Origin of the sequence: Thalassotalea castellviae (assembly GCF_031846185.1) — a bacterium.
GTDB classification, from domain to species: domain Bacteria; phylum Pseudomonadota; class Gammaproteobacteria; order Enterobacterales; family Alteromonadaceae; genus Thalassotalea_H; species Thalassotalea_H castellviae.
The window spans coordinates 446,960-472,514 of record NZ_JAVRIF010000002.1 but is presented as its reverse complement, the minus strand read 5'-3'; the positions used below and the strand labels follow the sequence as shown (position 1 = coordinate 472,514).

The 25,555-nt window shown below is 36.5% G+C and carries 24 protein-coding genes and 1 tRNA gene; 17 read left to right on the top strand and 8 right to left on the bottom strand.

The window, feature by feature from the left end:
* On the top strand, positions 1 to 1,068 hold the full coding sequence (gene lptG / locus RM573_RS05815) for an LPS export ABC transporter permease LptG (RefSeq protein WP_311578599.1): 1,068 nt from the start codon (positions 1 to 3) through the stop codon (positions 1,066 to 1,068).
* Positions 1,069 to 1,082: 14 nt separating this feature from the next.
* Here lptG and RM573_RS05810 read toward each other — a convergent pair whose 3' ends face one another.
* The 3 genes from RM573_RS05810 to RM573_RS05800 form a co-directional block, all read right to left on the bottom strand.
* A complete protein-coding gene (locus RM573_RS05810) occupies positions 1,083 to 1,583 on the bottom strand; it encodes an RDD family protein (protein WP_311578596.1) in 501 nt (166 codons plus the stop codon).
* A gap of 507 nt (positions 1,584 to 2,090) precedes the next feature.
* Positions 2,091 to 5,135: an efflux RND transporter permease subunit gene (locus RM573_RS05805; protein WP_311578593.1), complete on the bottom strand. Its 3,045-nt coding sequence runs from the start codon at positions 5,133 to 5,135 to the stop codon at positions 2,091 to 2,093.
* Positions 5,136 to 5,145: 10 nt separating this feature from the next.
* Positions 5,146 to 6,246, bottom strand: a complete 1,101-nt coding sequence (locus RM573_RS05800; protein ID WP_311578590.1) for an efflux RND transporter periplasmic adaptor subunit — start codon at positions 6,244 to 6,246, stop codon at positions 5,146 to 5,148.
* A 137-nt stretch (positions 6,247 to 6,383) separates the two neighbouring features.
* Between RM573_RS05800 and RM573_RS05795 the strand changes: the two genes are divergently transcribed.
* The 14 genes from RM573_RS05795 to RM573_RS05730 all read left to right on the top strand — a co-directional run bounded on the left by RM573_RS05795 (position 6,384) and on the right by RM573_RS05730 (position 14,667).
* Positions 6,384 to 7,040 carry a TetR/AcrR family transcriptional regulator gene (locus RM573_RS05795; RefSeq protein ID WP_311578587.1) on the top strand — a complete coding sequence of 219 codons (657 nt, stop codon included), beginning with the start codon at positions 6,384 to 6,386 and terminating at the stop codon, positions 7,038 to 7,040.
* Between the two features lie 84 nt (positions 7,041 to 7,124).
* Positions 7,125 to 7,209: transfer RNA gene (locus tag RM573_RS05790), tRNA-Leu, on the top strand.
* A 380-nt stretch (positions 7,210 to 7,589) separates the two neighbouring features.
* A complete protein-coding gene (locus RM573_RS05785; protein WP_311578584.1) occupies positions 7,590 to 8,042 on the top strand; it encodes a hypothetical protein in 453 nt (150 codons plus the stop codon).
* A 121-nt stretch (positions 8,043 to 8,163) separates the two neighbouring features.
* Entirely contained in the window at positions 8,164 to 8,922 is a 759-nt protein-coding gene (locus RM573_RS05780; protein ID WP_311578582.1) for an abortive infection family protein, read from the top strand.
* A gap of 126 nt (positions 8,923 to 9,048) precedes the next feature.
* Positions 9,049 to 9,480, top strand: coding sequence for a hypothetical protein (locus RM573_RS05775; protein ID WP_311578580.1), 432 nt, complete (start codon positions 9,049 to 9,051; stop codon positions 9,478 to 9,480).
* A 117-nt stretch (positions 9,481 to 9,597) separates the two neighbouring features.
* Positions 9,598 to 10,005: a GFA family protein gene (locus RM573_RS05770; RefSeq protein WP_311578578.1), complete on the top strand. Its 408-nt coding sequence runs from the start codon at positions 9,598 to 9,600 to the stop codon at positions 10,003 to 10,005.
* A 114-nt stretch (positions 10,006 to 10,119) separates the two neighbouring features.
* Positions 10,120 to 10,509, top strand: coding sequence for a RidA family protein (locus RM573_RS05765; RefSeq protein ID WP_311578576.1), 390 nt, complete (start codon positions 10,120 to 10,122; stop codon positions 10,507 to 10,509).
* Positions 10,510 to 10,715: 206 nt separating this feature from the next.
* The gene (locus RM573_RS05760) at positions 10,716 to 10,940 is read left to right on the top strand and encodes a hypothetical protein (RefSeq protein WP_311578573.1); all 225 of its coding nucleotides are present in this window, start codon (positions 10,716 to 10,718) and stop codon (positions 10,938 to 10,940) included.
* A 128-nt stretch (positions 10,941 to 11,068) separates the two neighbouring features.
* Entirely contained in the window at positions 11,069 to 11,434 is a 366-nt protein-coding gene (locus RM573_RS05755; RefSeq protein WP_311578569.1) for a cupin domain-containing protein, read from the top strand.
* Between the two features lie 122 nt (positions 11,435 to 11,556).
* Positions 11,557 to 12,015, top strand: coding sequence for an ASCH domain-containing protein (locus RM573_RS05750; protein ID WP_311578565.1), 459 nt, complete (start codon positions 11,557 to 11,559; stop codon positions 12,013 to 12,015).
* A gap of 107 nt (positions 12,016 to 12,122) precedes the next feature.
* Positions 12,123 to 12,503: a VOC family protein gene (locus tag RM573_RS05745; RefSeq protein ID WP_311578561.1), complete on the top strand. Its 381-nt coding sequence runs from the start codon at positions 12,123 to 12,125 to the stop codon at positions 12,501 to 12,503.
* A 331-nt stretch (positions 12,504 to 12,834) separates the two neighbouring features.
* Positions 12,835 to 13,479, top strand: a complete 645-nt coding sequence (locus RM573_RS05740) for a hypothetical protein (RefSeq protein ID WP_311578558.1) — start codon at positions 12,835 to 12,837, stop codon at positions 13,477 to 13,479.
* A gap of 90 nt (positions 13,480 to 13,569) precedes the next feature.
* Positions 13,570 to 14,022: a hypothetical protein gene (locus RM573_RS05735; protein WP_311578555.1), complete on the top strand. Its 453-nt coding sequence runs from the start codon at positions 13,570 to 13,572 to the stop codon at positions 14,020 to 14,022.
* Positions 14,023 to 14,067: 45 nt separating this feature from the next.
* Entirely contained in the window at positions 14,068 to 14,667 is a 600-nt protein-coding gene (locus RM573_RS05730) for a hypothetical protein (protein ID WP_311578550.1), read from the top strand.
* Positions 14,668 to 14,719: 52 nt separating this feature from the next.
* Here RM573_RS05730 and RM573_RS05725 read toward each other — a convergent pair whose 3' ends face one another.
* The 4 genes from RM573_RS05725 to ppc form a co-directional block, all read right to left on the bottom strand.
* Entirely contained in the window at positions 14,720 to 15,661 is a 942-nt protein-coding gene (locus RM573_RS05725) for a hypothetical protein (protein WP_311578547.1), read from the bottom strand.
* Positions 15,661 to 17,349 carry a zinc ribbon domain-containing protein gene (locus RM573_RS05720; protein ID WP_311578545.1) on the bottom strand — a complete coding sequence of 563 codons (1,689 nt, stop codon included), beginning with the start codon at positions 17,347 to 17,349 and terminating at the stop codon, positions 15,661 to 15,663. Before RM573_RS05720 ends, RM573_RS05725 begins: the two co-directional genes overlap by 1 nt.
* Complete coding sequence (locus RM573_RS05715) at positions 17,339 to 19,024, bottom strand: MFS transporter (RefSeq protein ID WP_311578542.1); 1,686 nt, start codon at positions 19,022 to 19,024, stop codon at positions 17,339 to 17,341. Before RM573_RS05715 ends, RM573_RS05720 begins: the two co-directional genes overlap by 11 nt.
* Positions 19,025 to 19,356: 332 nt before the next feature.
* Positions 19,357 to 21,918 carry a phosphoenolpyruvate carboxylase gene (gene ppc / locus RM573_RS05710; RefSeq protein ID WP_311578540.1) on the bottom strand — a complete coding sequence of 854 codons (2,562 nt, stop codon included), beginning with the start codon at positions 21,916 to 21,918 and terminating at the stop codon, positions 19,357 to 19,359.
* A gap of 193 nt (positions 21,919 to 22,111) precedes the next feature.
* On the opposite strand from ppc, the gene RM573_RS05705 reads away from it, so the two are divergent.
* Entirely contained in the window at positions 22,112 to 23,044 is a 933-nt protein-coding gene (locus tag RM573_RS05705) for a LysR family transcriptional regulator (protein WP_311578538.1), read from the top strand.
* 12 nt (positions 23,045 to 23,056) lie between these two features.
* Here RM573_RS05705 and RM573_RS05700 read toward each other — a convergent pair whose 3' ends face one another.
* On the bottom strand, positions 23,057 to 23,977 hold the full coding sequence (locus tag RM573_RS05700; RefSeq protein ID WP_311578536.1) for a LysR family transcriptional regulator: 921 nt from the start codon (positions 23,975 to 23,977) through the stop codon (positions 23,057 to 23,059).
* Positions 23,978 to 24,076: 99 nt separating this feature from the next.
* On the opposite strand from RM573_RS05700, the gene RM573_RS05695 reads away from it, so the two are divergent.
* Positions 24,077 to 25,534, top strand: coding sequence for an NAD-dependent succinate-semialdehyde dehydrogenase (locus tag RM573_RS05695; protein WP_311578533.1), 1,458 nt, complete (start codon positions 24,077 to 24,079; stop codon positions 25,532 to 25,534).
* The last annotated feature ends 21 nt before the right edge of the window (positions 25,535 to 25,555 follow it).

Below are 25,555 nucleotides of genomic sequence, written 5' to 3'. Positions count from 1 at the left end.
GTGAAAATTTTAGACCTTTATATTGGCCGAATAATCGCGTCAACAACGTTTCTAACGCTAGCTGTATTTGTAAGTTTAAGTGGCATTATTAAGTTTGTTGAGGAAATGAAAGCGGTTGGCAGGGGAAGTTATGATCTGTCTCATGCTGCTTTATATGTGCTTTATTTTATCCCGCGTGATGTAGAAATGTTTTTTCCTATGGCTGCCTTAATTGGTGGTTTGATAGGTATTGGTATGCTGGCGAGTAATTCCGAACTTGTTGTGATGCAAGCCTCTGGATTATCACGTTTAGATATAATTAAGTCGGTAATGAAATCAGCGGCAATATTAATTGTCATCAGTATGACGGTAGGAGAATGGGTTGCCCCTGTTGGCGAGTCATCAGCAAGACAAGTAAAAGCACAAGCCATTTCAGGTGGTAGTTTGATTTCAGCTTCTGGTGGAACGTGGGCAAAGGATGGTGATCTATTTGTACATATTAATGAAGTTGAAGATACTGGCTCACTAAAAGGCGTGCAAATATACCGGTTTAATGACCAGTTAAAATTAACGAGTTGGCTTGCTGCTGATAGCGCGACTTATCATGATGATGCCTGGTTATTGTCTTCAGTGGTGGATACGCAGATCAACAATGGTGAAATTAAAAGTGAAAGTTTAGCAAGCACAACTTGGCAGTCGTCTTTAACGCCTGATAAGTTAGGGGTTGTGACGGTGAAGCCTGAATCACTTTCAGTGAGAGATTTACTTGAATACTTAGATTATTTGAAAGAAAACGATCAAGACCCGAGTCGATATCAGTTAGCCTTTTGGCGAAAAGTGGTGCAACCAATCACAGTTGCAGTAATGATTTTAGTCGCGTTATCGTTTATTTTTGGTCCATTGCGTTCGGTATCAATGGGTGCCCGAATTATGATGGGGGTAGCTACCGGTATACTCTTTTTTATTACCAACCAAGTATTAGGATCATTAAGCTTGGTATATCAACTTCCGGCCATTTTTGGTGCTTTAATGCCTAGTGTTATTTTTACTAGTGTCGCGCTATATTTCATGAAAAGAAAAACACAATAAATATAAGTAGAGGGCTACAAACGCCCTCTGTTAGCTTCTAGTGTCAGTAAAACAACTTCGGTATTTGTTAACTTATCCTGCAAACTCAATTTATTTTTCCAATCGATAAACAACCATAAATTACCTAAGCCAAGAAGAGTTGGCAGCAAACGTTTTAGTCCCGTACTTTTGCTGATTAAGGTGCCATCTTGGTTTTGTACTCTTAAACGCCAGGCTTTCATCCCTAAGGTTTGGCCACTTTTTGCCCAAAAGAAAATAAAGAAATAACTTACCCAACCAATATTCCAAGAATATATCAAGGTACTGTAAAGCAAAGAGGAGCGTTGCGCGTCAATTAAATGTTGATGGCCATTCATATCAACTAAACCAAAGTAAGCAAAAACCGCAAAAATAAGAAAGCCAATAGCACCGGCAACCATATAAACGGCAATAGCGAGCAGTAGGTCATAAACCCAAGATGCAAAACGGCGAATAAAGCCCGCGCGTGGAAAACTGGTAAAATCGAAAGTAGACATAAAAAGCTCAACAAAAATTTTCGCTAGTGTAGCAGACTCGGTTAAAAGAAAAAGTGGTTTCAGTGGAAAGCATCATTTTTCAAGTGTTTTGGGGATTTTCATCAGCACTTTACTTAAGAATATAAGGCTAAAAGTGTCATAGTATTATTCATCGACTATTGAGTTATATTTAATGAGTGATCTAGCTATGCAATTGTTCACTATTCGCTCAATGCACAACAATATAACGAAATAATTTGATCGATTATTGGTTCGTTAGATAAATTGAATACATAGCTATACGTAGACTAAAAATGTTACTTTGATACTAAACGGTCATATTAAAAAAGATATTAAAACTCGATAATACAGCAATATTAATCACCTAGCTTTATAAGTTGACTTATCAGTTGGTTCAGTAAGTTTTTCCTGATAAATACCGCTCAAAATACGAGTGAATTATTGAAAGAAGCGCGAATAAACGTCTTGTTACCGCGCTTTAATTTGTTATTGAACATTCTTGTGATTTTACTTTGCTATTTTATAAAACGACGCATATAAAACAGGGACAACAGCTAAGGTTAATATCGTGCCAATAGCTAAGCCAAAAGCAATGGCGTTTGCCATCCCGTAAAACAGCGGATCTTTATTTAAAATAAGTGGTAATAAGCCCATCACAGTGGTTATTGTTGTCATGGCAATTGGGCGTAATCGTGTTAAGCAGGCATCAACCAATGCTTGGTACTGAGTCTTACCGCTGTCAATTTCAATCTTGATGCGGTCAATAAGCACAATCGCGTTGTTGATAATAATCCCCGCCAAACTATATAAGCCTAAGGTAACCATAAAACCAAAAGGCGCTTGCATCACTAGAAGGCCAATGACGGCACCAATAAAAGATAACGGCATAGTTAATGTGATAATGGCGGCTTTTCTAAACGAGTTAAATTGCGCCACCAGCAAGATTAAAATAAAACCGATCACCATAGGCATACTTGCGCTTAATGCTTTTTGTGCTGCTTTAGATTCTTTAATTGCACCACCATAAGTAATGTGATGATTAATCGGTAAATCAGCTGCTAGAGCTTGAATTTTATCATCAATAATCAATTGTAAATCTTCAGCAGCCATATTGTTATTGCGGGCTTCTACACTAATGGTTCTAAACATATCTTCATGATAAATCACTGAAAATTGATTTACAGGCGCAAACGTTGCTACTTGGAACAATGGCACCGCTTTGCCTGTTTTTTCAGAATAAACATTAAGCGTACGTAATCGGTCTAAGTTGTGACGTTCTGCTTCTTGTGCTCTTAGCACGATAGGAATGATCTCATCTTCTTCTCTAAATTCTGTAATTTGAGCGCCAGAAAAGTAGGTTTGTAAAGCATCAGCAATTTCTGTTGACGTTAAGCCCGCTCTTTTGGCTCTGTGTTGGTCCACTTGTACGTCAATTTTAACAATTAAATTTTCCCAGTTATTGCGAATATTGATGGTGTCAGGGATTTCATGAAGCAAATCCATAATTTGTTGTGCTTTATGATAAATGACATTTTTATCGGGGCCTTTCACTTGTATTTTAATGGTTTTAGCGTCGGAAGGACCTAAAAACATTTTCTTCACTCTGGCGGAAACATTCGGAAAAGTTGCTTCAAGCTGGGTATCTAACGCCATCACTTTTTCAGCGACGTTTGTTCCCTCAATTACATTTAATACTATGAATCCTTTATTTTTTGCTGGATCTTCTGGGTTAAGTGATAACACAAAACGTGGGCCATTAAAGCCAACATAGCCTGAGTAGTTTTCGATAAAAGCAAACTTTTCTTTGTTATCAAGCCATTTGAAAATCTCCTGCATTTGTCGATTAGTTTCGCGTGAAGAAGTCCCGTTTGGTAAGTCGATATACATGAGAATTTGGGTGCGATCAGACTCAGGGAAAAATTGTTTAGCGACAAATTTCATTGCCCCTATTGAAGCAATAAACGTGACCAATATGACACTTATAAAGAAAATTTTATGTTTTAAAATCCAATGCAAAAACGCTTCATAGCTCGAATACATTTTTGCTAATGTCGAGGTGTTCTCTACCGTTTGGCCAGATGGTTTAATAAAGTAATAACAAAGAATAGGGGTTACACAAAGCGCTAGAATCCAGCTGGTCATCAAAGTAATGAGAATAACTAGCGAAATTGAGCGAGTAAATTCACCGGCAACATGTTCAGCCAGCATAAGTGGCAAAAAGAATAAAATAGTTGTAATAGACGAGCTTAATAACGGTATGGCAAGCTCTTTACAGCCTTGTAACATAGCGTCATACCGGCTGATACCATCTTCTATTCTACGTTTAAAATCTTCTGCGATGACAATGCCATTATCTACTAACAAACCCAATGAAATAATTAATGTTGCTAGGCTCATTCGCTCTAATTTCATATCAAAAAATAGCATAATTGAAAGTGTGGCTAACATAACAAATGGCACAATAGCGCCAACAATCAAACCGGTGCGCACACCTAAAAATAACACCACCACTACCAAAACAATGGCTAGTGTTTGTAAAACATTGATTGAAACTCCTTGGACCGTTTTTTCGACTTGCTCCGCCTGATAAGTAGCAATATCGAGTTGATAACCTATAGGTAATGACTGGATAATTTCTTCAAATTTTGTTTTTACTCGAGGAGCATATTTTAAAATGTTGTATTGAGGCAACATGGAAATGGCAAAGAAAATAGCCGGTTTTCCATTGAAATACGCAATTTTATTTGGTGGGTCAATGTAGTCACGCTTAATGGTAACCACGTCTTTTAACGCGATAAAATCTTCCGTGTTTGGAATATTAATATAAGTATTGGCAATATCTGAAACACTGTTAAAGTTTCCCGAAGGCTCAACAATAAAGCTTTTTGCGCCAGTATCTATTTCTCCCCCCGAGCGAATAATATTTTGATTTTGCAATTCATTAATTAATGCTCGTGGAGAAATGCCCAATTGAGATAAGGTGGCATTAGAGGCTTCAAGAAAAATTCGTTCTTCTAAATGACCTAAAATTTCAATTTTTTTCGTACCTTCCACCGCATAAAGTGTATCACGAATATGCTGAGCAATATCGTACATAGCACTCATATCAAAACCGTCGGCGGTTAACGCAAGCGTTACCACAGAAACATCACCAAATTCAGTATTTACATAAGGGGTGCCTGTGCCTGAAGGCATGTTAGAGTGGGCTGCTTGCGCCTTATTTCTAACATCTTGCCAAATATCATCAAGATTAAAATATCGGTCATGAATTTTTACATGAATAGTTGAACTGCCGGTTGTAGATAACGATTTTATTTCTTTTACTTGCGGTATTTTACGTACTTCTTCTTCGAGCTTTTTAGTAATAAGTTGTTCAACTCGCTCTGGTGCCATCCCCGGAAAAGACGTTGAAATTACCGCTTCTCGAATAGTAATAGTAGGGTCTTCTTGCGCAGGTAAAGTGAAATAGGCAAAAACACCGTTTATGAGTAACAACGCAACGATTAAAAATACCGTTTTACGATATTGAAAGGCTATTTGAGTAATGTTCATTGGCCTTCCTTTAATTAAAACGTTGAATGTTTTTATCGAATAGCGTTACTTTTTGACCGTCGCGTAAAAATGCAACGCCTGCAGTGGCAATGATTTCACCATCTTGCAACCCAGATGAAAGAAAAGCGATATTATTCAGGATGTTCTCGGTTTGCACTTGTCGTTGGTTAACGACTTGTTTTTCTGGATCATAAACAAAGACATAACTTTTTTGATTGACGCCAGCTTTTAATGCAGAAAATGGCACACTGATGGTGACGCCTTGATAGCCAGTTTGGCCTATTCCTTCAAAGGTGAAATCGACTTCCGCGGTCATACCTGCTCTTAATAATGGATTCTCTTCTTGTAACACGACGGTTACCGGAAAAGCATTGGCTGTTTCTGCGCGAGTACCAATTTCTGAAATACGACCTAATATGGTTGTTTCGGTTAATACTGGAAACCTGACGGGTAAAATAGTGTCTTGTCGTAATTCCCTTATTAAAGTTTCTGGCACCATTACGTTTACTTCTAAACCGTGTTTACCTTCAATTTGAAACGCTGATTGGCCTGCCGAAATTTGCTGAGAAGGCTCAATTAATCGTTTAGTGATTACACCTTGATATGGTGCTTTTAACGTACTGTCTTGTAGGTTTTTTTGTACTATATCAAGTTGTGCTTGTGCAACACCTACAGCACTTTTACTCGATTCATAATTGGCTTTGGCATTATCGAATCCTGACTGAGCAACCAAGCCTTGTTTAATTAATTGGCTATAGCGAGTAAAGCTATTTTTCGCTTCAATCATGGCAGTTTCTGCTTTATCAAGTTGTGCTTGTGCCGATTTTAACGCGAGTTCAAAGCTGCGATGATTAAGCTGTGCCAACACTTGACCTTCGACTACTTGATCACCGAGCTTCACATCAACAGATTCTACTTTTCCCATCACTTCAAAGCTTAAACTGGTTGCTTCTACAGGGGCTACAATTCCTGATAGGGTTCGTAATTGCTGTAATTTTGTTTCTTCAACTTTGATCCAAGCTATTGGCCTCACAGCTTTTTCAGTTGTTACTGCTTGCTCACTACAACTTATTAGCACGAAAGAAGTTAAAATTATTAGTAAATAACGCATATTAATTCCATTGGTAAAAACTCACCTTTAGTTAAGGTGTTTTATGGTAAAAAGTAAATTGGTACTACCTAGTACCGTATATTTTGGTACTATGTAGTACCGAAGTCAACTCATTCTTAGAAAAGTGTTATAAAAATATGCTCAGTTGTGAAAAACTAGAAAAGCAACAACTTAGCCCGCGTGGGAAATTAATTCTTGATGCCGCTCAAAAGTTGTTTTTAAAACATGGCTTTGATGAAACCTCGTTGGAAATGATCATTACCGAATCAGGAGGCTCACGTCGGTCAATTTATAATGAGTTTGGCAATAAACAAGGTTTGCTGATGGCGGTGCTTCATCAACAAATTTCATTGCAAACTCAAACTATTGCCTCGATCAAAACAACCAAATTAGCCTATCAAGAAGCGTTAAAAGAAATGTGCTTTCGGTTTGTCAAAGGCATGGTGTCTGACACTTTGGTGTCATTGTTTCGCTTAGTGATCCAAGTTGTGCCAAAACTCCCTGAAGTGGGCAGCTTGATTTATGAAAAAGGGCCGTTAAAAGGGATGCAACCATTAACCGAATATTTAATGCAGCTCAACGAGAAGAAAATTCTAGCGATTGACGACCCTGCTTATGCCACTCAAATGTTAATTGAAATGGTAAAAGGGCGTTTACATTTGAAAGTGATCTTGCTCCCAAATAATAAAATTACTGATGAAGAAATTCATCAACATGTTGATACCGCGGTTGATTTATTCTTAAAAGCCTACCGAGTAGAAAATAAATTGAATAAAATATCAGCAAATAGTTAAGCTACCGAGAAAAACTATTGCACAAGCAAAGATATCTCGTATAATGCCAACCTCTTCAAACGCTATGTTTGTAGTCACTGTGTCGCCGGAGTGGTGGAATTGGTAGACACGACGGATTCAAAATCCGTTGCTTTCGAGCGTGACGGTTCAAGTCCGTCCTCCGGTACCATTATTAAAGCCTTATTCTTAATTGGATGGGGCTTTTTTGTTTTTAGGGTTTGAAACTTCTACGCCCGTTGTCATCGGAAACGGATCTTTGTGCTTTTCAATTAATTCCTAGCAATATCAACTTAGTTAGCCAATCACTTCATTCTTTTTTTGCAGAATATTACCGAGAATTCTCACTACAACTCGACATTAGTAACACTAAGGTGAGTAATACGCTGAAATTGATGGTGTGTTTAATGAATTGATTTATTTGAATTTCCTGCTACTTTAAAGGCAAGTTCGTAGGCGGATATTACTGAGACGTCTGCATAATAGACTGTTAGGTAACTCTCTAATTGAGTATGAGTTTTCAACTTTTTATTTTAAAGGAATTAATTAAAAGTGGACGATAATCAAAAGCATGAATATTTTTTCAATCTTTGGTGTAAATACGAAGACATAACCAACCACTTTAATGGGCTCATTTTAAAAATAAGAATTCAAGCATTGGCTCTAGTAACTACACTTATAACTTTAGTAGTTTTATTGGGACATAATGATAAAGGTGTTCAATGGGATGTAGTGTTTGTTGTCTTTCTGTTTTTATCTTTCTTCTGGGTTTCAATAGCGATTCTTGATCTTGGTTATTACAATCGCTTAATGACAAATAGTGTTAAAGAGCTAGAGAAATTAGAGAAATCACGTCCTATCGGTACTGACCTTCCTGAACCAATATTTAGTACTTCACTACATAGAAGTGTTGGTAGTACTTTGCCTGCTTATTCTTTTTATATAGTTGTATTCGTTGTCTTTATAATTTCGACAGCAGTTTCTTCTTGTAATGCATGGGGTTAAAAGTTACCTAACATGAAAATAAACAAGGACAAAAAACAGTTGGTTTTTGCTCCTTCGTCGCTTATTTTAACCAACTATTTTTTGCCTGTTATTTGGGCGTTAAGTTTCTTAAGGAGTTTCGGTGTCGGCGGAAATAGAATTCATAAATGACGACTTTGATAGAGCTGAATACCTTCAGAGCATAGTTTTAACAAAAGCTACAGGTGGTGAGGTTGAAGAACAGCATTATATTCAAATGCGTAATCACTTTATGGGTAACCCTAATTATTCAGAATTAATCCCTCGGTGGATACGTACCAATAGGAATATCGATCAATTCTGGCAATTCATTAAAAACAAGTTCCCTACTTACGCAGAGCGTAGAGTATTTTTAAATGAAGAGTTAAATCCTCTCTTAGAATATATTGAAACAAAGCAAACTTTACCTCCATCTAAAAGCATTGATGCTGTATTAAGTAAATTTGATTCTGACGGTATTCATTTCGCGTGGCAAAAAGCACTTGAGCGTAAAACACAAGATCCTGAAGGAGCAATAACCATATCAAGAACTATTCTTGAGTCTGTTTGTAAACATATTCTCCTTGCCAAAAATATCGAATTTAATGAAACTAATATAGAAATTTCAGACTTATATCGACTTACTGCTAAAGAGCTTAATCTATCGCCAGATCAACATACTGAAAAAATATTCAAACAAATATTAGGTGGGTGTTCCGGCATTATTAATGGCTTAGGCTCTCTAAGAAATAAACATGGTGATGCTCATGGTTCTAGTCCTAGAGCAGTAAAACCAAAGCCTAGACATGCAGAATTAGCTGTCAATTTAGCTGGAACAATGGCGCTGTTTTTAATATCAACGTATGAAGCAATCGAAACTTAACAAGGCACTATAGCGTGACAAGATCATAAAAAACAGCTGGCTTTAGCTCCTTCTTCGCTAATTTTAGCCAACATTTTATTGCCCAATATTAGGGCGTTAGCAATTATACAAATTATGGAGTATTAAATGAGAATAGTATTAGGAATTGTGTTTGTTTTATTAACAGGGATTACCTCTGCCAATACATTGAACAATGAAGAGTCCACTAGAGTCCTTTCAGACAAAATGATTCAGCATTTTTACAAAAAGGAGTTTCAAAAAGGAATAGATTTGGCAAAGCCATATTGGCCTTTAGCTCCTGTAGAGTTAGATAACTTGGTAAATACGATCAAAGGGCAATGGCCAGTAGTAGATCAAAGATTTGGTGAAGCTACAGGTACCGATTTCATTAAAACGGAAAAAATAGGCTCATCATTTATACGTTACTATTATTTACACAAGTTTAATAATCACGCTATTTATTGGCAAATCACATTCTATAAACCGAAAAATGAGTGGAAAGTAAATAACTTGATGTATCTTGATACATTAGATCCACTTTATGAAAGGGTTAACTAAACTGCTATTAAGAAACAGCTGGCTTTTGCTCGTTCCAAGCTAATTTCAGCCAGCGATTTTTCCGCATAACGAGGCGTTTTGTGTATTTATTCAATTTGGCATATTAGGGGGTTTTTAATGAGCATAAAACATAAAGGGTCTTGCCTTTGCGGTGAAGTAAGCTTTGAAGTAGAAGGTGAATTTGAAAGTTTTTTCATGTGCCATTGCCAATATTGTCGCAAAGATACTGGTTCGGCTCATGCATCTAACTTGTTTTCTACAGCAGCTTCTCTAACGTGGTTAACAGGCGAGAACAACGTAAAAACTTATAGTTTGCCATCTACAAGGCATGTGAAGAGTTTTTGTTCGAACTGTGGTTCTGCACTACCAAACGTTCAAATGGGAGGGGCGTTTTTAGCGGTACCTGCCGGAAGTATTGACACAAAAATTTTAAAGAGACCAAACGCGCATATTTTTGTCTCAAGCAAAGCCGATTGGGATCAAGACTTAGAACAGGTGTCTATGATAGAAGGGCTACCAGTTTAAATTGAGGAAACACGTAACAGTTGGCTGTGCTCATGCATCAGAAATTATAGCCAACTGTTACTTTTCGCCTTCTTGTGGGCGTTAGTTGCACATTAACTTAGAGGAATATTAAAAATGGCAATTGAGAAAAAAACTTATCGAAGTGGCCCGTTCAAGGATTTCATTGCACAAGGCACTCGAGTTGGAAATATTCTTTACATGGCAGGACAAGTAGGGATTGATAGTAACGGTTCGGTTCCATTAGACATTGCCGAACAAACAGCTATTGCTTATTCAAATATGAAGGATGTTTTATCACAGTTCGGGGCGGATATGAGCAATATTGTTGATGAAACTTTCTTTGTTACCAATATGGACGAATTGATGGAAAACGTTGAAGCTGTTTATGGGCAAAGGGAATCAGCATATGGCGGTATGCCCGAAGTTAGTCAAACAGTTGTACAAGTGGCGGCACTTGTTCAACCTGAACTCAAAATTGAAATTAAATGTATTGCTCATCTTTAGAATGGGCAGCTAGCAAAAAAATTAAGTGGACACTAAAATAGTTGGCTTTTTTAATTCATCAACATTTTAGCCAATTAATTTAGGCCGCTTATGGCGGCGTTATACGTAAAGGAGATATTTAATATATGGTGAGTTTTCTTCCCTTAATATTTATTTCTGTACTTCTTTTTATTCAAATTAAGATGTTCAAAAACTTGTGTGTTTATTTGTCTGAAAAATATCCTGAAGAATGGAAAAAATTAGAGAATAATCGCATGGGGGGATCTGCATGGTCGGCCGCCACTGCCAATTTTAATGAGTCGCTAAAGTCAGGTTTCTTTTCAACAATAAACGATGCCAAGATAGATCAATTTGCAAAGTTTAAATCGTTCAATTTGGCTTTAATGGGGTTGGTGATTTTTGCGCAATTGCTCTTGGCATTTTTGCAATAATTTACGTATGACAAGTCATTAAAGCAGGAACATTTACAGTTGGCTGTTTTCACTGTGTTCAACATTTTAGCCAACAATATTTTGCCTCTTAACGATGTGTTAGCAGTACTTGAATGTATGGAGTAAGAATGAAGTTTGATGCTATAAACTTTAAAGATAAGTTCTCGAAATTTACTGAGCACTGGTCCCCGCGTGTTGTTGCAGAAATGAATGACTATCAATTTAAGTTAGTGAAAGTTGAAGGCGAATTTGTTTGGCATGAGCACCCTGATACAGATGAAGTATTCATCGTTTTGGAAGGTATCCTTAATATAGAATTTCGTAACGGTATAGTAACGCTAAATTCGGGTGAAATGTTTGTCATTCCCAAAGGTGTAGAACATAAACCTGTTGCAAACAGTGAATGTAAAATCATGATTGTTGAACCTAAAGGGGTTGTTAATACCGGCGATTCAGAAAGCGAACTAACTGCTGAAAATGACGTTTGGGTGTAAAATACAGCTAAACAGAATTTAAAGCGGATCTGCTAACAGTTTACTTGGTTTCGCTTCATTACACATTTTAGCAAACTTTTTATCATCAGCCCGTAAATGGGCGTTATGTGTTTAGGAGTCTTATGCATCCGTCAATAGCAAATATTAGTCAAAAATACTTCGATAAATTCAATCTACCGAAGACAGAGCTGAGTAGTTGGCATTTTTGCGATAATGAAATTGATGCAAATGAGTGCGCTGAGTTGGTTTTGAATAATATAAAAATGGCAACTTCACCTTCACTTTGGTGGCACCAAGCGAATAATGAACCTTTACCTAAGGTCGGTGATCTCAATATAGTTACAAATTGGGAAGGCGAGGCTCAATGTATAATTGAAACGACGAATGTTTCTATAATTCTATTTAATGAAATCACAGAAGAATATGCTGAACTTGAAGGAGAAGGTGATAAAAGTTTGGCCTATTGGAAAAGAGTTCACTGGGACTATTATCATAGGGAGCTTAATGACACATCATTTACTCCAGTTGAAAATATGCCTATTGTCTGTGAGAGGTTTAAGGTCGTGTTCAGAAACAAATAATAAGTTAATTTAATAAGGAAAAAGCCGTTGGTTTTTTTCGTTCATCAACATTTTAGCCAACAGTTAATCAACCCTTTATTCGGGCTTTAGGTGCATAAGGAGGTTCGGTGAATCTTAATCAGGTTACGTTGCCAGTTAAACATATGGATGAAGCTGTTGCGTTTTACTTAACGCTAGGTTTTACTCAGATTGTAGATACACCTCATTATGCTCGCTTCGAGTGTCCTGAGGGTAACTCAACTTTTTCACTTGTACTCGAAGCTGGTGATTTCTCAAATAGTGCAGTAATCTATTTCGAACATGAAAAACTAGATCAATGGGTTTCGGAACTAAAATCTTTTGGTATAAAATTTGACCAAGAGGCAACAGATCAAAGCTACTTATGGCGTGAAGCAATACTACACGATCCTTCAGGTAATAAAATCAAACTATACTGGGCTGGTGAAAATAGGTTAAACCCACCATGGCGCGTAGATAAGCGCGCGTAACAAGCCAATTAGTCAGGACTAAAAACAGCAGACTTTTAATCGTGCATTAAGGTTCATGATTATATGATCTATATAGCCTTTGTAATAACCAACCCAGCAACCAGAGTTTTTATTGAGGTTAGGTGCCAACATGAATAAATAGTAGCGGTGCTGTCTGAATACGAGACACAGGAGTGCAATTTTTGCGAGAATGTTTTGCTTAATTATTTTACAAGTGATTGTACTTTTTGTACCTAAATTGAGTGACTTTCGTTGCTAGTAATACTTGTGAAGTAGTCTAATTTGGTTAATATTAAATCACCCTTTCAAATTTACACAATATTATTTCAAGATGAGAGAGACTTGTTCAAGTTGTCAAGAAAGCTTTTTAACTGAGCATATTCATCATTGTGAATGTGGACGTGACCTTTGTTTTCGATGTATCCAAATTCACAAGCAAGGTGATTGTGATAAAAACACAAATAAAATAGTGCATCCGACTGATTCAATGCAAAATGTTTTTAGCCAAGACTTTCTTCATAAGTTAGATAGTCATATAGAATATCTTTATAAAATTGTCTATGTTTGGAGTGAAGCAACGAACCAAAGCATTACCACGGGCGTGTCTTTTAAGTCTGGATTAGCCATTGGAGAAAGTTTTACCATTAGCCTTGAAGCTGATGAATTTAAACAACTTTTACAAGTTCATGATGGCAATAACCAAGAAGTTTTAAGTGCTTATATCCAAAAAGTAAAAAGTACGGTTAGTAAAAAACTTGAGCAATTTGAAAAAAATAAATTAAAGAAAAGCCATTCAACAGCTAATTCCAATACATATTCTTTTGGTTATACACCCGATGAAGCCAATGAAATGTCTGCATTCTTTGATGGCTTATCAAATGATGACAAAACATTAGTAAAAACGGCTTATCGCAAAAACAATATAAGATCGATCAGTGGCTTTATTGAGTATATTAAGCAACATAAAGTTAAATAATAAAGATATACATAAATGGTGTATGCTTAGTTATACAAACATACAATAGTTAATATTAAATAGTTCACAGTGTTAAAATAGGGAAAGGGTATGTGGTTAATTCTTATAGGTGTATTCATCGTTATTGGCATTTTTTCGCTAGCTAGCGAAAAAAGTGAAGCGAATGAAGTTGAAATGAAAAAATATGCTTTCAAGGAAGTAAAAGAGTATGTTAATAAGCGAGTTGCAGCTTATGCCGATTATTTACGTAGAACTTCATCAGAAAGAGTAGGTGCAATGACTGATAATGAACTACATGATTTAATTGAAAGGGCAATGGGAAGTTATGCTGATGATGTAGCAAAATCTAAATGGTTATCTAATATATCTTTTGCTATTGGGGGAATTTCCTTTATTGCCTTTCTCTCGGGAGATGAAACTGCAAAAGCATTTGGCCCACTGTTTATCGCAGGTGGAATGTTTCTTCGATCATGGAAAAAAGCACGGGTTGATAAGAAATATATTGCTAACGGTTGGGAGCCTGAACGGTTGAAGATAGATTAACAGGTTCAATAAGAATTTAACCTTAGTAGGTGTAACTTTATAACGATGTCATTATCTAGTGCAAAACTTTTCGTTTATAATTTTGTTATTGTGAGTATGAGTGTGAGTGTTCTTTTATACTCACATAAAGTATTGCCTTACTCTAATTTTTCCACTTGTACAGCAGACATCAATAAGTATGGATTTTCATCTTATTGCAGTTGTAACAAAGACCATAGATACGAACTTAAAACAGGTAAATGTGTACTTTTAACCCCTTCTCAAAAGTTAAAAGGTTTACAGCACTTATTAGTTAAAACCGAACTTGAAATTAGTAGCTTACAATCTTTAGATGGTGAAGAAAGCAAAAAAACTGCCATAGATAGATTACCGAAATACCTTACTGGTATTGCTGAATTTATGGAAAATCTTAACGAACACTATCAATTTCCTCCTCTGCTTATCAAAAAAGCTCGGCATGCAGCTAATTTGGCTACTTTTGATATTGAATATTGTTCAAACGACAAGGTTTGTGAATGCACAGAGTTACTTGAACAGTTAAAAGTTACCATTTTAAAGATAAAGAATACCCTTAATTCTCAAGATTTGGATAATATAAATCATAAAGATTCATCAGAAGTAAATGAAGAAAGTCAGTTACCGTAAACTGTTAAATTAGCATAGAAAATACTAGTCTGTTGAGCTGGTATAAAACAACTTAACTTAACGTTATTTGTAAACGAAAAGGTAAAGCGCTAGCGATATCTTTACTCGTTTTTAATCTTACTTGACCTGAATTAAACACCTCGAGTTCCACAACACTAATCGTACAATCAAAATACATTGTTGCTTCATAAATCGAAGAATTTTTACCTTGATGCTTAACTTTAGGAGGTATAAAGCATTCTATTAGGTTAAGTAATTGGTTGTTATGAATAAAATTCTTATCCCATAAAACAGGAGGAATAATGGGATCGTTAACTTCAGGTAAAATATAAAAAGACCCGCCTTCAGACTGAACGAAAAAGCAAAAAAAACAAAGATAATCTAACGTATTGCTTTTAGTTAACTCAACAGGAATGCGGGTATTACAATCATGAATTGGCGCACTTAAACCATTTAAAGTGTAATACTGGTAGTGATTCGGTTTGTCTGTTGCTGCTTCGATAAAATAGCACCATTTTTGATGGTTATTAATATCAGATTGCAAAAAGCTAATCAGTTTACTCTGTTTATAAAAGCTAAGTTCAATACTAAAAAATGTTAATGCTAAGTGATTGTCAATTTTATCAACGAAATGACTCAATGACTTAGCAAGTTGAGCGGCTTTGCTTGGTTCAACAATATGCCAGTTTGAGCTCAAGAGTGAAAAGAGTGGTTGTTTAAGTGCTTGTTCCTGATGGTTTTTTGTGGCGGTAAGTTGTTGTATTTTGGATATTTGTGTAGCTAATAATGGTGCTAAACAAAGCGGTTTTTTTTCAGTGAGATCTTGATTATCTCTGAGTTTTTCAGCCTTAATGAGAAACGAATATCGCCTCCAGTCCGGTTGTAAGAATACATAGCCGTGATAATCTCCATCTTTGAATTTACTGGTGTATTTGGCAACACAAGGTAAGGCTGTAATCGCTTTGTTAAATAACGTATCGATTTCAGTATTCATTATCGATCACCGTTAATAGTATCGTCAGATGTATTAACTAATTGCTTTAGTTTGCTTGAATATTTGTCGTATAAATCTACTTTGCCATGATTGTTTTTAGTGATCGCAAGTACCTTCTCTAAACCTTCGATATAGCAGTTAAGTAGCTCTAATCCTTGAGTAAGTGTGTATTTTTTATGTGCTATTTGGTTATTAAGTTGTTCAATAAGGGCTGTCAAACGTGCAGCTGTTTCACGATCAATTTTTTGAACCGCACCCAAAAGACTTTCGCCGCATAACTGACAAAAGTTAAATTTAGCATCATTAGGTTGACGGCAATGACGGCATTTAACGCGCTGATCTTTTAACATTTTCATGGATTGTGTTGCCATATCAATCACTATTGGTACAAGCGTCAATAATACAACTGCAGGGGTGAAAAGTGCTCCTTGTACGGTAGAAAAATCGTTAGCAGTAAATGTTTGGTTATAGGCAGTAATGGTAAAAAAAGCGGTTAAGGTTAAACATTGTAATATGATGCGACTGAACTGTTTCGTTGACCACGCCGCGAGGAGATAAACTGTTTGTATTAAGATCAAAAAGGCATAAAACACTCCTTCAAGTTGACTGAGTAATACTTCATTTGAAACCCAAGTATTTAATGCGATATAAAAATTAGGTAAAAAACCGTTAGAAAAGTAATCAGATTCAACATACCACTGGCTTATATAACAAAAAATAAAAAAAGACAGTTGAAAAAATAACGTTAATATCAAAAGTGCCCAAAATAAATAGTGAAACATAATTTTGAGAAGTAAGAAGTATTTAATGCCTTCAAGTGAAGAGACGTAACGACTAAATCTAAAGCAAATAGGAAAGAAGGCGAGAAATAGCCACCCTACAGTTAACTCTCTGATATCGATATAATTAGCTAATGCAAAAAAAAGTGGGGAACACAAAATGGCGAGAAATAATTGTTTATTTATGACAAAACCAAAATATTGTTCAAGGTCGAATAGCGCAATCCGTGAAGAAGCCTCACTATTATTGACAAGCTTATATTCAATGGCTAAACGTTGGAATAAACGCCATATTACCTTATAAAAAGAATGTGCCGATGCGGTAATAATCATGATAAGAAATATTGCAATTACACTGACAGGGAACGACATAAAAAAGTATAAGAAACTTTGGTTTGATACACCTAATTGCAATTCAAATAAGTAGGTAAGGTATATAAAAAGTACTACTATAATTAAACCTAAAGCAACAGACACACCTCCAGAAAGTTTTGCTGCTAACATTTTATTGAGATTTCTTACGATTCCCAAACTGACAATTATTGCGACAATAAAATATAAGCCCTCTGTTATTAACGCGTTATTACTTATATAAATAACAAAATAAATACCTGCTATCGCCAAAGAGAAAGAGAAGCTTTTTTCATAAAAGTCAGTTTGTTGAGTTAGGACTGTTTGGGAGAATTCAGACGAGTCTAGGTCAAAATACTGTTGGTAAGTTTTGTTTTTAATTTTAAATATGGTCAATAGAAGATAAATGATTGCCGGAATCAAGACCATGATATTGACGATTTCTGAATGAGTGAATTGAGTCGAGTTAGCCAATAAAACGCTATATTTCACTCCTCCAGCAATAAAGCATAAGCTGATCAGATAAAGGCCCCATAAAAAAATGTTATTATTTTTCATTATTTTTTCTCTGCTTAGCCAACCGAGCAATTTCAATTTTATTTATTTGTTTAGTTAAACCAAGAAAGCTAATCGCTTTAATAATACCTAACTGTTTATATGTTGCTTTCGATATCTCACTTTCATTGTTGGATGCTTTAATACTTGTTTCCACATTATTGTATGCAGCTAATATTCGATGCTTCATAGGTTTTGATATGATTAAGTAACTACCACAGCATGGACAATAAGTAGCAAATTTTGGTGCCTTAAATTGGCATGTATCGCATTTTCGGCTGATACGATAAGGGCCAACTACGGAATTAATAATAAAGAGAATAAGAAATGGAAAGGCAGTGAAAATGAAAATTTCGGGGGGCAAAATCCAAGGCGCAATTTCCGTCACTTTTTCAGGCGTAACCTTATTGTCGTAATACACGGTTAAGCCAAAAATGAACACGGTAAACGCAAACCAAAATAATCTATAGCGCTCTTTGCGAATAAAAATAGCGTAAAGCCAAACAATAATGATTAAACATAATACGCCATAAAAAACCCCTTCGACATAAGACAAAATAAAACTTAGAGAGAGCGTATTGTTAACAAAATACAATAAAAAACCTGGAAGTAAACTTATCGTGGTTGTCGAATCACTGGCGGTCACCCAAACAGACATTTGGTTCAGTAATAAATAAATCACTAAATAAAGCGCATGAGAAAAGGTTATTGAGATGGCGATTGTAGATAACACACTCTTAAACAAGATAAAGAAATACTCGATAGTTAAGTGTTCTAAATATTTAGCTATTTTGATCAAAAAAGGCAGGTTTAATGCAACAATAATAAATAGCAATGTCGACTGAGTGTTAAACGTATATAGGCTATAAAAATAGAGCGGTATAAAGAAAAAGTTAATAAGAAAAGTCGAGTTAGCAAACATCAAAAGTAAATAGTGCTGCCCTTTCACTAGGTTTGCATTACGCTGACTTGTCGCCATGATATGCATTACATCGACATTGCGGTTAAAAAGCCTATCGATAAAGTGCCAAATACTGCTAAAACCTAAGATAAAGCCAATATAAAAAATTGCGACAGTACACAACATGATTAGCGGATCTATCACAACGTTCGTTACCTGCAGTGTTAGCGAAACACCTAACCAAAACTCTAACAACTCCAATGAAGCAAAATAACCCAAAAAGTTAACTAAGACAGTGAAACCAAGCATTAATTTGTATCTTGGCGGTATGGTTTTTATTAATTTAATACTCAATAAAGTAAATGGCGCAAATAATATTAATGACAAGAAGAAAAATATCGCAGCATCTTGTATTGAAATATGGGTATCAAGTAACGCAAAAAATGAATAAGTAAAGAAAATAGAGATAAACCATATAATGCCTGCTTGTTGCCCTATTAACTGGAACATTACCTTATATGTGTCTTTGTTTAGTCTATTTTCAGTTTGAATTGCTTCTCGAAAAGGAACGACTTTTTCGTGGGATTTGAACAGGGATGAAGCTATGTAATATAAAGAAAATACAAGGGTGCAACAGCCAAAATAAGCATCACGTGAAAGCGGATATACATAGTCAACAAAAAAAGGATAACTAATGATACAAACGATGAAGAAAGCAAAAAGTGAAAATGTCACTTTCACCATTTCAAACGATTGCTTAAATATTGGGGGGGACATAATAGTGTTTATCCTTTTTGTTCATTGATTAACATTTAAAAAGCTAAAAAATGAAGTTGTAAACTATTGTCTAAGAGATTATTTTGTATCAAATTTTTAAGGATTTTGCAAAAAGCACGTATGTTGTATTTATGAATGCGAAATAGGATTAATCGTGGATTTAAGGTTAGTAAATGCTCGCTAAGTTAATAGAAAGGGGGATGTTACACCGTAAAACATGAGGTGGCTTTCATTCATAGGTTTATCAACTTAGAATAAACCTATACCTAAAAACAACTTAGGTAATAGATTTATTCTAAAGGTAGGTGCCAGGCTGAAGTTTGTTGCTGTTTTTACCCGGTATTTCTCATCCCTGTTGCTATCCCTGCCATCGAGATCATTAATAATTGTTCGTTATCAGGATGCTCAGGTTGCTGACGTAATCGTTTTAAAGCTTCAATTTGAATTAAATGCAATGGCGCTAAGTATTCTCGACGTAATTCAAAAGAATTATAATTCCATTGATCATTTTTCAGTAAACTGTCTTGCGCTAATAGGTTAAGCAAGGTTTTCTTATCCTGAGATAATTGTTTACGTAGCTCTTCACCCATATACTTTAAATCATCATCGACTAATGCTTCATCATATAACGCGGCAATTTGATCATCAGATTTGGTATACACCATTTCAGTGAGTGAAATACGCGATTTAAAATATGGCCAAGTTGCTAACATTTCATGCATTAATGCTTTGTTTTCTTGATAGGCTTGCTCTATTGCACTTCCTAATCCCAACCAACTAGGCACAACTAACCTGTTTTGACTCCAAGCAAATATCCAAGGTATGGCGCGAAGCGATTCAATACCGCCATCTGATTTACGTTTACTGGGGCGAGAGCCTAATGGTAATGAAGCTAGCTCTTGCTCAGGCGTTGCTTGGCGAAAATATTTAACAAAATTTTCATTGGTTTGCACGTATGAACGATACAAAGCACAACTTGACTCTGCCATGTCATCCATTAGTTTGCGCCATTGTGCTTTTGGCGCAGGTGGTGGGGTCACTAAACATTCTAAAATAGCGGAAGCATATAAATGTAAGCTGCGGGTCGCAAGGCTCGGTAAGCCAAATTTATAGCGAATAGTTTCACCTTGTTCAGTCACTCGTAAGCCACCGTCTAATGTGCCTGGAGGTTGCGAAGCAATTGCCGCATGTGCTGGACCACCGCCTCTGCCTATTGTGCCACCACGGCCATGGAACAGTTTTAAAACAATATCTTGCGCTTTAAAGACTTCCACTAACTTTTCTTGGCATTGATATTGTCCCCACGTTGCTGCTAATACGCCGGCATCTTTCGATGAATCACTATAACCAATCATTACATGATGCTGCTTATCGCAATAAGTTTTGTAACTATCAATTTCTAGCAGGTTATTCATGACTTCTGGAGCATTGTTTAGATCATCTAGCGTCTCAAAAAGCGGAGCGATAGGCATTTTCCAGCTGACACCGGCGGCTTTCAGTAATAAATTTACCGTTAGGATGTCGCTAACTTTACTCGCCATAGAAATAATATAGATGCCAAATAACTCTGCCGGTTGCTTGGCAATCAAGGCAAAAGTATCAAGCACTTCTTGCGTGTCTGCGCTCCATGTTTCATTCGGTAATAATGGTCGAGGGTTTTGTAACTCTTTGATCAGAAACTGTTGGCGAGTTGATTCGTCCCAACTTGAAAAGTCACCCATGTTTAGCGCTTGAGTAATCTCAGTTAAGGCGCTTTCATGTCGTTCACTATGCTGACGAATATCTAATTTAACTAAAGAAATACCAAAGCAGTTTACTTTGCGGATCATATCTAAAACTAATGAGTTGGCGATTTTATCTAAGCCAACGGCTAATAAGCTGTCACGACATGCAATCAATGGCGCTCTAAGTTGCTCTGAATGATTTAGAACCCCTTTGGTTTCGCCATCTTTTAATTGTTCGATACTCACTTTTAATAATTTAATCGTGCTTTGTAATTGGCATCGATAAGGTCCTATGTTATCGGTATCCGCTTCTAATAAAGTATCAGTAGCTTTACGCATTGAAAGTTCTAGAAATAATTGTTCAAAATCTTCCAGGTAAAGTTTGGCGGCAATTAAACGTGCGTTAATTAATGCTTGCTCGCTTAACTTTGCGGTAACAAATGGATTTCCGTCTCGATCACCAGCCATCCAGCTCGCCATGGTAATTGGGTTATAATCAACTGGTAAATCGCGATTGGTCACTTTTTGCGATAATTCATTTAGTTCTTTTAAAAACGTTGGTACCGCAAACCAAAAGCTATCAGCAATAGTATTTAGACCCCAATACGATTCGTTTAAAGGAGTAGGGCGCTGCTGACGAATTTCATCGGTGTGCCAAGCTTGTTGAACTAATTCATTGATGCGAGGATTTGAAGCATCATTAGTTTGGTCGAGGGTTTGCGCTATTTGATTATATTTATGAATAAATGTTCGACGATTGACTTCCGTTGGATGTGCCGTTAATACTAATTCTATATGGAGTTTGTCTAAAGCTTTTTGAAACTTTTCTGGGGAGACATGACTAAGTTTTTCGCTTAAATCTTCAAGAGGATGAGGTAGGTCTAATTCATCAAGGCCTTGAGGACTCGTTGTATATTGCTGCTCAGCAACATTGGCTAAGTTTAAAAACTGACTAAATGCGCGGGCATAAATTAAGAGTTCGGCTTCAGTAGCGTTGGCAATTTTTTGTTGTAATTGCTTAATAACTTCAGGGTTGTTTGGTGAGATCTCTCTACTTGAAAGACGCATTTCTTCAATGTTATCAATCCATTTAGCACCTTGTTCATCGGCAATTGTTTGACCTAACAAAGTCCCTAATTCACGTACGTTCTGTTGAATATTTTCTAGCATATGAATAACTTTACGCCGTTTCTGACGCTGATATTGATTAATGGTGACAAGATAGTAATAAACTGTTTTAATAATTAAAAATATATATATTTAATAGTTTGTATAGATAAATATATATAGCTTGGTTGTGTTCATTGATTCTCTTGATGAAATTTAAAGCGGTTTACTACTTAAAATAAATAACGGTGAATGAATGCCTAAACGCTTACCGACTTTACGGCAAATGCAAATATTACTAGCACTTGCTGAGCATAAAAATATCTCTCGTGTAGCTGAAATTTTACATATTTCTCAGCCATCTGTTTCTATACAATTAAAAAATTTAACGGAAGTGTTTGATAGTCCGCTTTATCATGTCAATGGCCGCAGTCTTGAGTTTACAGAAGCTGGAATTGCTGCGGTTAATACGGCGCAAGAAATGTTTTTTTCTTTAGACAAGTTACACATAGAGTTAGAAGATCTCAAAGGAGCCAAAGCTGGTGTCTTAAAGTTGGCGGTAGTTTCAACGGCAAAATATTTTTTACCGATATTACTTGGCCCATTTTGCAAACGTTATCCATTGATTGATGTACAATTAGATATTGGTAACCGTGAGCAAATTATCCAACGCTTTAACCAAAACAAAGATGATTACTATATTTTTAGTCAATATCCCAAAGCCGATAATTTAGTTGCTGAGCCTTTTTTAGAGAACCCTCTGGTTGTTGTCGCGCCTGTCAATCATGAACTAACGAAGAAAATGCCCATTAGTTTGAATCGTCTATCTCACTATCCATTTCTTTTAAGAGAATATGGCTCAGGCACACGGCACTCTATTGAAGATTTTTGTCAGCAGCATAATATCTCACTGAAAGCTAAAATGACCATTGAAAGTAATCAAGCGATCAAGCATTCAGTAGCGGCTGGCTTAGGTTTAGCTATTTTAAGTAGTCATACCTTAGATTACATGCAAGATGATAATTTGGTGAAGTTAGAAGTTGAACATTTTCCCATTAAAAGTCAGTGGTACTTAGTACGCAACAAAAAACGCCATCAAACCATTTTGGCCGAACTATTTTATCAATATCTGCAAGAAGAAGGCTTAGAAAAACTGAAAAACATTGCAAAAAATCATCGTAGTTTCTAACTAAACAACTAGTTACTGTTGGAACACGTTGTGAAAAACCTCTTGCAAAAGCGTTACTTTTTTCACTTCTCGTGGATACTTTTTAGAGGCTAACGACAAATTAAATGTGTAGGTTAGCTCCCCAGGTTTAATAAGTCTTAACAAGCCTTGATTTAGCTCTTCTTGAATATGACTTTGTGGCATATAACCAATATAACGGCCAGAGAGGATCATTATTTTACGGGTATCAAATTGGTATGACTTAGCCGCTAGATTTAATTTATTTAATTGTTTTAAACCATCAGAAGAAATGTCTATGCCCGGATGAATGGCTGGGGTATTTGCGAGCGTTTCAGCGGTAATTTCACTATCTAACTGATTAAAAAGTACATGTTCTTTGGCACAACATAAATAAATAGGCTCGTTAAACAGAGGTTGATAAGCAAGGCCTTCTATTTTTTTGTATTGTGGAATTAGACCAATATGCGCTTTATTATTTAAAAGATCTCGCTCGATATTTTGTACCGAATCACTGTCTAAAACGATGTGTAAGTTTGGCGAATGATCGTGTATTAGCTGAATGGTTTTGGCGAGTAATGCTTGGTTGGCGTTGTCGAGTTTATCTGCGCATAAAATAACTAATTCACCACTGAGTTCTTTTCCTAATGTACTCACTAATAAAGAGAAATCATTTAGCGAGTCAAATAACTCAATTACCGCTCGATACACCGATTGTCCGTCTTCGGTTAGGGCAAAACCACCGCGACCACGCAAACATAATTTTAATTTCATGCGGGTTTCTAAGTTCGACATATGCACGCTAATGGTTGAGCGGGTTATGCCTAATGCTGATTCTGCAGCAGCAAATCCTCCATGTTCGACAACAGAAACGAAGATACGTAAAAGCCTTAAATCATATTCTGTAATTGGTTTTGGGATAATGGATACTTTCAAAGTTTTACCTACTTAAAACTTTAGGTTTAATGTTTGGTATTTAACCTGAAGCAAATTTATTATTCAATAGTTTTCATTGGTAATTGTAAGGAGAATAAAATGCTAGGCATTAAAGATACTCAATTGATTAAAACATTTTCATATATTAATGGTAGTTGGCATAGCAGCTCATCGTCATTTGAAGTGACAAATCCGGCTAATAACGAAGTGATCACCAAAGTCAGTGACGCGGGTAAAGAAGAAACTGAATTAGCCGTGAAATCAGCCAAAGCCGCGCTTGCTTCGTGGTCGGCAAAATCTGCCAATGATCGGGCAAGCTTATTACGAAAGTGGTTTGATTTAATGATGGCTCACCAAGACGATCTTGGTCGTATTTTAACGTTAGAGCAAGGTAAACCTTTGGCAGAAGCTAAAGGGGAGATAGCTTACGGTGCGGCGTTTATAGAATGGTTTGCCGAAGAAGGTAAGCGAGTCTATGGCGATACTATTCCTGCGCCTGCTGGCGATAAACGAATCGTGGTAATAAAGCAACCTGTCGGTGTAGTTGCTTCCATTACCCCGTGGAATTTCCCTAATGCAATGATTGCTCGTAAAGCCGCAGCTGCCTTAGCATCAGGCTGTACTTTTGTGGTACGCCCTGCCACACAAACGCCACTTTCTGCATTAGCAATGGCTGAATTAGCCGAACGTGCTGGTATTCCAGCGGGCGTTTTTAATGTGGTAACAGGAACTGATGCTAGAGGTATGGGGGAAGTACTGACTCAACATCCTGATGTTGCAAAATTCACTTTTACTGGCTCAACCGGTGTTGGACGTCAACTGATTGCACAATGTGCGAGTGGTATTAAAAAAGTTTCGATGGAATTAGGTGGAAATGCACCTTTTATTGTTTTTGATGATGCTGATATAGATGCCGCAATCCAAGGCGCAATTGCATCGAAATATCGAAATGCCGGACAAACTTGTGTGTGTACGAACCGCATTTTTGTGCAACAAGGGGTGTTAGCTGAGTTTACTGACAAATATATTGATGCCGTAAACGCGTTAAAGGTTGGTGATGGGCTTGAACAAGGTATTAATATTGGTCCAATGATTTCTGATGCAGCGGTTGCTGATGTTGAAAAACTAGTGCAAGACTCGGTTGCTGCCGGCGCTAAAATTGTCTGTGGTGGACAGCGAGATGCAACGGGAGAAAACTTCTACCAACCAACGGTAATGAGTGATGTGACCAATGATATGCCCATTGCAAAGAATGAAATATTTGGCCCCGTTTCGCCGATTATTTCTTTTGCCAATGAAGATGAAGTCATTGCTATGGCAAATGATACAGAATATGGCTTAGCGTCCTATTTTTATACTCGAGATATTGGCCGTGTTTGGCGTGTTGCTGAGAAGCTCGATTATGGCATGGTCGGCATTAACGAAGGTGCAATTTCAAATGCTGCAGCGCCATTTGGTGGTGTTAAGCAATCAGGTAATGGTAGAGAAGGTTCTAAATATGGTTTAGACGATTATTTAGAAATAAAATATTTATGCATGGGTGGCTTAAATAGCTGATCAAAAGTCACAAATGAGGAA